Here is a 6,588-nt window from a genome sequence, read left to right as displayed (position 1 = left end):
GAACAGTACGACCTCGACAACAAGTTCTGGTACTGGTACCCGCTGTACTCCCTCGGGTCCCTCTCTATCATCGCGTACCTGCTCGCGGCGGTGTCCGGGGCGCTCCTCGGCTTCTACTACGCGCCGTCGACCGCCGGCGCGGCCGCGCAGGGCGACCCGACCGCCGCGTACGACTCGATGGTGATGATCATGACGGACGTCCAGTTCGGCTTCATGCTCCGGGCCATCCACCGCTGGGCGGCGCAGTTCATGGTGGCCGCGGTGTTCCTCCACATGCTCCGGGTCTACTTCACCGGGGCGTACAAGGAGCCGCGCGAGGTCAACTGGATCCTCGGCGTCGTGCTCATCGCCCTGACGCTGCTGTTCGGCTTCTCCGGGTACGTCCTCCCGTGGAAGCAGCTGTCCTTCTGGGCGGCGCAGATCGGCGTCGAGCTGGCCCTCGCGACCCCCATCGTCGGCGAGTGGGCGGCCCAGCTCCTGTTCGGCGGCTTCACCCTCGGACAGGCGACGCTCGTGAGAATGTACATCCTGCACGTGTTCGTGCTCCCGTTCGTGGTCACCGCGCTCATCGCGGTCCACGTGGGCATCGTCTGGGTGCAGGGCATTGCGGAACCGCACTAATCCGATGACCGACGACACCACTCCCATGACCGACGGAGGCACCGACGACGAGGCGCGGACCGACGGCGGCCCGCCGGCGACCGTCCCGCCGGACGACGAGACGCCGACCTGGTCCGAGCGCAAGGAGCGCAGCCAGGGGCTCGCACAGCTCACCTACCAGTACTTCGAGCGCTCGCGGCGCGAGGACGAGGACCTGCGCACGGAGTCGACCTACGTCGAGCGCGACGTGCTCGGCTTCCCGACGTGGCCCCACGAGACGATCCGGAACCTCGCGATCACGTCGTTCTTCCTCGGGATCATGCTGCTCGTGGCCTCGATCCTGCCGGGCCACTTCGGTGACCCGGCGAACCCCGGCTCCACGCCGGCGATCATCCTGCCCGACTGGTACCTCTACTGGTCGTTCGGCCTGCTGAAGCTCGACCCGATCAACCCGGACCTCGCGGTCCTGGGCGGGAACATCATCATGTCCAACGAGCTGCTGGGACTCATCGCGCACGGCGCGATCTTCGGCGTCATCACGCTCGTGCCCTTCCTCAACAAGGGGAACGCGCGGCGTCCCGTCGAGGAGCCTGGCTGGGCGGCGCTCGGCGTGGCCGGGGTCATCCTCGCGTTCACGCTGGCCGTGCTCGCCATCCAGAACTTCTTCCCGATCCAGCTCGAGCTGCTGTTCTCGCTCACGTTCATGCTGCCGATCGCCGGGGGCGTGATCACCTACGCGGTGCTGAAGACGATGCGGGAGGGGTACATGTACGACCTCAACCGCCGCTACTTCATGCTGCGGCCGCCGAAGTAACGCCGACGAGACCCCCGCCGCGGCCGCGCGACCGACGCGCGGTCGCGGCGGCCGTTCCCGACGTTCCGTAACTCATGTCATCATCAACAGACGGCGACGCGTCGCAGTCGTTCGACGAGACGGGCGACCCGATCGCGGCCGACGACGACGCCGACCCGCGAAACGAACCGACGGGCCCGCGCGACGGACCGAGCGGCCGGGAGGTGGTCGTCCCGTTCCGGCTGTACAAGGCCGTCACCGTCTTCTCGACGCTCGCCGCGGTCGTCACCTACTTCGTCGGGTTCACGCTCATCGACGCCGCGACGCTCCAGATCAGCTTCGTCCGGGCGACCATCGTCTACCTGCTCGACAGCGCCGGAATCTTGCCGTCCGAAGACGTCTTAGTGGCGTTGCTGGCGATCACCGGCGTCGCCTTCATCGTCCTCGGGACCACGGTGTACGTGCTCGGGACCCGGTTCCGCGGACAGGGGATGGGAAAGTCTCAAGACGACTCCAGCGAAACGTGAGGTAATGGCAGACGAGTTCATCAAGGGCTTCGCCCTGTTCGCGATCGGCGGCCTCGGGTGGATCACCTTCGGCGGCTGGTACCGGACGCCCTCGTACTACGAGGTGGTACAGCTCGTGAACCCGGCGGAGGGCGTGAACACGGCGTACGGCGAGATCGGCCTCGTCGCGGGCGACGTGTTCTTCTGGCTGATGGTCCTCGGCGCGTTGACGTTCTGGGTCCTCATCCCGGTCAGCCGCCAGCTCCGGGACGCGCTCAACGACGACGACGCGGCCGCGAACTGAACGCGACCCTCTCGTCTCGCTTCTGCGGTCCCTCTCGACGATCGCCGAGCGACGCCTCCGTCCCCGCCGACGAACCGGGAGCTTTTCACCGCCGCTCGCCCGAGGCTCGCGCATGAGCGAGCCGACGCCCCGCCTCGCGATCCTCGGCGACGCCGACCCGACGGCGGCGGTCCGATCGGTGGCGAGCGCCGCGGACGCCCGCCTCGCGGACCGCACCGAGGCCGACGGGATCGTCGCCGTCGGGGACGCCGCGCTGCGGGAGGCGATGCGCGCCGTCGCGAGCGGCGACGCCCGGTCGGTGCCGATCCTCCCGGTCGGCGACGGCCGCCACGCGGTCGACCCGGAGTACGCGACCGAACTGCTCGCGGACGTCGTCGACGCGTTGGCGGCGTCGGCCGCCGCGTTCGAGGGGTTCTCCCGCGTCGCACACCCGGTCCTGTCGGTCGAGACGGCCGGCGATGACACCGGACCGCTCGCGGCCGCGGACGTCGCGTTCGTGACGGCGGAGCCGGCCCGGATCTCGGAGTACGGGATCGCGTTCCCCGACGGCGACGAGGTCTCGATGCGGGCCGACGGCGCGGTGGTCGCCACGCCGCTCGGCAGCGACGGCTACGCGGCGGCGGCCGGCGGTCCCGCGGTGTCGCCCGGCGGCGGGCTCTCTGTCGTCCCGATTTCGCCGTTCACGACCCGCCCGGACACGTGGGTCGCGTCCGGCGGGCTCCGCGTCACCGTCAAACGCGGCGAGGAGCCCGTCGCGCTGGTGGTCGACGGCGTCCGCCGCGGAGTCGTCGCGCCGCATCGTCCGGTCCGGATCGAGACCGCGGCGACGGTCGACCTGCTCGCGCCGACCGCCGAGTGAGGCGGTCCGGACCGTCTCGCGGGCGCGGCGATCGGAAACACTCTAATACGTCGTGAACGGAAGTGGTGGATATGGACCCACTGCAGTTCCTCGTTCCCCTCGACTGGCTGGCCGCCGTCGGGCCGGCGCTGCCGTACGCGATCTTCGTGATGACCGTCGCGAACCTCGCCACGCGCCACCTCGCGCACAGGCGGCACGTCGAGGAGGGGCAGGAGGCGGACAGCGTGGAGGCGTACACGCCGCACGTGTTCACCAACGTCGGCCTCGTCCTCCTCTCGTTCCTGTTCATCCTCGACTCGCCGGTGAGCGGCACGATCCTGTCGGTGCTCGTGCTCGCGATGTTCATCGCCGACTTCTTCGAGCTGGAGGCGCGCAACGTCGAGGCCCGCAACGACATGACGATCGAGGCGCCGAAGAGCTCGATCGCCGCCTCGCTCGTCGTGCTGGTGTGGTCGTCGTACTACGCGCTGTTCTTCGTCATCGAAGGGATCTGGAACCAGTTCGTCGTCGCCTGACGAACCCCGCCCCCGACCGCGGTTTCTCCCGGCGCTCGCCGCTAACTAGAACGGCCAGTCGCCGGTGAGCTTCATCCCCGTCGCCTTCCCCTCGGCTTCGAGCGCAGCGGCGATCTCGTCGGTGTCCCGGCGCGGGATCGACGCGGCGGCGGCCGCGAGGTCGACGACGAGCTCGGTCAGGAGGATCGCCTGCTCCCGGAGGTTCCGCGACTCCAGCTTGTCGAGCGTGTCGGCGTGGGTGTGACCCCAGCCGCGACCGCGGCCCTCGGTCTCGCCGGAGACCATGTACCCCGGGATCCCGCGCTTCACGAACGGCCAGTGGTCGCTGTGGGGGACCAGCTCCTCGCCGGTCGCGACCGGGTGATCGAAGCGGTCGCTCACGCGCTCGGCGGCCGCCGCCAGCGCGTCGAAGTCGTGGTGGTCGAGCCGTAGCGTCCGGCCGAACACGTTGCTGTCGACGTTGACGACGGCGCGGACCGCCTCCCTGTCGGCCGCCTCGGCGGCCACCGACGAGCCGACGAGGCCGACCTCCTCGGCGCCGAACGCGGCGAACCGGACCTTCACGTCGAGCTCGTCTTCGCGCGCCGCGAGCGCCCGCGCGACCTCGACGATCGTCGCGGTCCCGGCCCCGTTGTCCATCGCGCCCTCCGCGAGGTCGTGGGCGTCGACGTGCGAGGAGACGATCAGGTGCTCGTCGGTGTCGGGGCCCAGCTCGGCGACGGCGTTCCCGCTCGTCGCCGCCGGCGTCTCGCAGTCGACCGCGACGGTCAGCTCGTCGCCCTCGCGCCGCCGCGCGAGGCGCGCGCCGGCCTCCTTCGAGACGCCGACCGCCGGGATATCTCCGATCGGCGCATCGGCGGTCCCGACGCTCCCGGTCGGCGGGAGCGTCCCCTCGACGTGGTTGACGAAGACGAAGGCGGCCGCGCCGGCGTCGACCGCGCGATAGTACTTCTCCCGGCGGTGGACGAACCGGTCGACGGAGTCGGGCGTGTCCGACGACACCATCACGACCGTCCCCTCCACGTCGGCCTCGAAGTCCTCGGGGATCCCGTACCCGAGGTCGACGAACTCGCCGGTCGCCTCGGCGCTCGGGCTCCGCGGCAGCGCGATACAGGCGTTCGGGCCGACGGCGACGGCGTCGCCGGTCGCCGCGTCGCGGATCGCGCTGTCGCCGCGCTCCCAGCCCTGGATCTCGAACTCCTCGACGGTCGCGTTCCGCGCGCCCGCGTCGGCGAACGCGTCGCGGGTCAGCTCCAGCGCCTCCCGCTCGCCCGCCGACCCGGCCATCCGGTCGCCGACGTCGACGAGGTCGAGGAGGTGGTTCCAGCCCGCGTCGCTCGTGAACGTCTCGCCGATCCAGTCTGTCATGGGTGTGCGTGTCGCGGCCGCCGCTCAAGCGTTTCGGTGGCGGCGGGGGCGGCCGGGAAGCGGGGGGAAGGGCGAATCGAGCGCTCGCGCCGGGAGGGTGGTTAGGCGCTCAGACCGGCACGACCGGCAGGAGCATCGCCGCGGCCTCCGCGGCCGCGAACGTCGAGTCGTACAGGTGGTTGAGGAGGAGGTAGGTGACGACCCCGAGGACGAGCGAGAGGATCCACGCGCTCGCCGCGATCCGCCCGACGCGCCGGTGAGGCGTCTCGGTCCGGAGCTCCTGCTCGGTGTGGGTGAGCCCGAGGACGATGGCGTAGAGGACGACCGGGACGGAGACGACGGAGAGGACGATGTGGATCGCGAGCATGAGCAGGTACGCCGGGTACACCCAGTCCCACAGCGGGACCCACGCGTACGCCGAGTCGAGCACGAACTCCTTGGTCCCGCCGCCCGCGACCTTCGGGAGGTACATCGCGAGGAAGAGGAGGATGAGCCCGAACGACGTCGTCATCGCCGCGGCGTGCTTCTTCACCTCGTCGTTGCGGATCCAGTACCACCCGAGCGAGAGCGTGATCACGGTGACCGTGTTGACGGCGGCGATGGCGTGCGCGAGGAGGTCGACGGTCCCCTTCGTGAGCGTCGGGAACAGCGCCTGGAACTCGGGGACGAGGAACACCCCGCCGACGGCCCCGTAGCCGACGACCGTGAGGAGGGCGGTTATCGCCCGCGGGTGGTCTCCGGCCCTGTCGCGAACACTGGCGGTGGACATACCAGCCCTACTGCCGGGAGCGTTATTGCCCTTTCGAGGTCGCCTCGACCGCGGGGCTCGGTCGGTGCGATCGGTCCCCCGCGAGCGGCTCGGCGACGCATCGCGTCGAGCGCGCGATCAGTTCTCGATGACGCCCGTCGCGGTCGCGACCTCCACCGCCGCCTCCTCGTTGATCCCGCCCTGGAGGATGGTGTAGCGGTCGCGGATCTCGTGAGCGCTGGTGAGGGCGGCTATCAGCTCGGCGTCGTCGACGCCCAGCTCGGCCGCGGTGGTCGGGGCGTCGAGCTCGGCGAGCGCGTCGCGGATCGCCGCCCACCGCCCGTTCTCGCCGCTGTGGAGGAACTCCGTCATGATCGACGCCACGCCGACCTGGTGGCCGTGGAGCGCCTTCCCCGGCGCGATGCGGTCGAGCTGGTGCGAGATGAGGTGTTCCGCGCCGGAGGCGGGCCGCGAGGAACCGGCGATCGACATCGCCACGCCGGAGGAGACGAGCGCCTTCACGACGACCCACGCCGACTCCTCTAAGCCCGGGCGGATCATGTCGGCGTTCTCGACGAGCAGCTCGGCCGTCATCTCCGAGAGCGCGCCCGCGTACTCGCTGTACTCGACGTTGCGCAGGCGGCGGGCCAGCCGCCAGTCCTTCACCGCGGTGTAGTTGGAGATGATGTCCGCACAGCCCGCGGTGGTGAGCCGCCACGGGGCGTTCGCGAGCAGCGTCGTGTCCGCCACGACGGCCAGCGGCGGGTCGGCGGCGACGGAGTGGCGCGTGTCGCCCTCGGGGATCGACGAGCGCCCGGAGACGATCCCGTCGTGGGAGGCGACCGTCGGGACGGAGACGAAGCCGACGCCGAGGTGGTCGGCGGCCATCTTCGCG

9 protein-coding genes are annotated in these 6,588 nt (G+C 70.7%); 6 read left to right on the top strand and 3 right to left on the bottom strand.

What is annotated here, in order from left to right; translation table 11 throughout:
- The 6 genes from Q0116_RS05090 to Q0116_RS05065 form a co-directional block, all read left to right on the top strand.
- Window positions 1-621 (top strand): cytochrome b N-terminal domain-containing protein (locus tag Q0116_RS05090; RefSeq protein ID WP_297886107.1); only part of this gene is annotated, 621 nt, incomplete at its 5' end.
- A 4-nt stretch (window positions 622-625) separates the two neighbouring features.
- Complete coding sequence (locus Q0116_RS05085; RefSeq protein WP_297886105.1) at window positions 626-1,414, top strand: cytochrome bc complex cytochrome b subunit; 789 nt, start codon at window positions 626-628, stop codon at window positions 1,412-1,414.
- A gap of 74 nt (window positions 1,415-1,488) precedes the next feature.
- A complete protein-coding gene (locus Q0116_RS05080) occupies window positions 1,489-1,920 on the top strand; it encodes a hypothetical protein (protein ID WP_297886103.1) in 432 nt (143 codons plus the stop codon).
- A gap of 4 nt (window positions 1,921-1,924) precedes the next feature.
- A complete protein-coding gene (locus Q0116_RS05075) occupies window positions 1,925-2,203 on the top strand; it encodes a hypothetical protein (protein WP_297886101.1) in 279 nt (92 codons plus the stop codon).
- Window positions 2,204-2,315: 112 nt separating this feature from the next.
- Window positions 2,316-3,062, top strand: a complete 747-nt coding sequence (locus tag Q0116_RS05070) for an ATP-NAD kinase (protein WP_297886099.1) — start codon at window positions 2,316-2,318, stop codon at window positions 3,060-3,062.
- A 71-nt stretch (window positions 3,063-3,133) separates the two neighbouring features.
- Window positions 3,134-3,577, top strand: coding sequence for a hypothetical protein (locus Q0116_RS05065; RefSeq protein ID WP_297886097.1), 444 nt, complete (start codon window positions 3,134-3,136; stop codon window positions 3,575-3,577).
- A gap of 45 nt (window positions 3,578-3,622) precedes the next feature.
- On the opposite strand, the gene Q0116_RS05060 is transcribed toward Q0116_RS05065, so the two are convergent.
- The 3 genes from Q0116_RS05060 to Q0116_RS05050 form a co-directional block, all read right to left on the bottom strand.
- Window positions 3,623-4,945, bottom strand: a complete 1,323-nt coding sequence (locus tag Q0116_RS05060) for a M28 family peptidase (protein ID WP_297886096.1) — start codon at window positions 4,943-4,945, stop codon at window positions 3,623-3,625.
- A 109-nt stretch (window positions 4,946-5,054) separates the two neighbouring features.
- Window positions 5,055-5,714 carry a DUF420 domain-containing protein gene (locus Q0116_RS05055; RefSeq protein ID WP_297886094.1) on the bottom strand — a complete coding sequence of 220 codons (660 nt, stop codon included), beginning with the start codon at window positions 5,712-5,714 and terminating at the stop codon, window positions 5,055-5,057.
- A 117-nt stretch (window positions 5,715-5,831) separates the two neighbouring features.
- On the bottom strand, window positions 5,832-6,588 hold a 757-nt coding region (locus Q0116_RS05050), incomplete at its 5' end, for an iron-containing alcohol dehydrogenase (RefSeq protein ID WP_297886093.1).

This window comes from uncultured Halorubrum sp. (assembly GCF_937146585.1).
Taxonomy (GTDB): Archaea; Halobacteriota; Halobacteria; order Halobacteriales; family Haloferacaceae; genus Halorubrum; species Halorubrum miltondacostae.
The sequence above is the reverse complement of the archived record's forward strand: the minus strand, read 5'-3'. Positions and strand labels throughout refer to the sequence as shown.

Coding starts and splice junctions, on each gene's coding strand:
- Q0116_RS05085 (WP_297886105.1), top strand. CDS start 626: ATGACCGACGACACCACTCCCATGACCGACGGAGGCACCGACGACGAG.
- Q0116_RS05080 (WP_297886103.1), top strand. CDS start 1,489: ATGTCATCATCAACAGACGGCGACGCGTCGCAGTCGTTCGACGAGACG.
- Q0116_RS05075 (WP_297886101.1), top strand. CDS start 1,925: ATGGCAGACGAGTTCATCAAGGGCTTCGCCCTGTTCGCGATCGGCGGC.
- Q0116_RS05070 (WP_297886099.1), top strand. CDS start 2,316: ATGAGCGAGCCGACGCCCCGCCTCGCGATCCTCGGCGACGCCGACCCG.
- Q0116_RS05065 (WP_297886097.1), top strand. CDS start 3,134: ATGGACCCACTGCAGTTCCTCGTTCCCCTCGACTGGCTGGCCGCCGTC.
- Q0116_RS05060 (WP_297886096.1), bottom strand. CDS start 4,945: ATGACAGACTGGATCGGCGAGACGTTCACGAGCGACGCGGGCTGGAAC.
- Q0116_RS05055 (WP_297886094.1), bottom strand. CDS start 5,714: ATGTCCACCGCCAGTGTTCGCGACAGGGCCGGAGACCACCCGCGGGCG.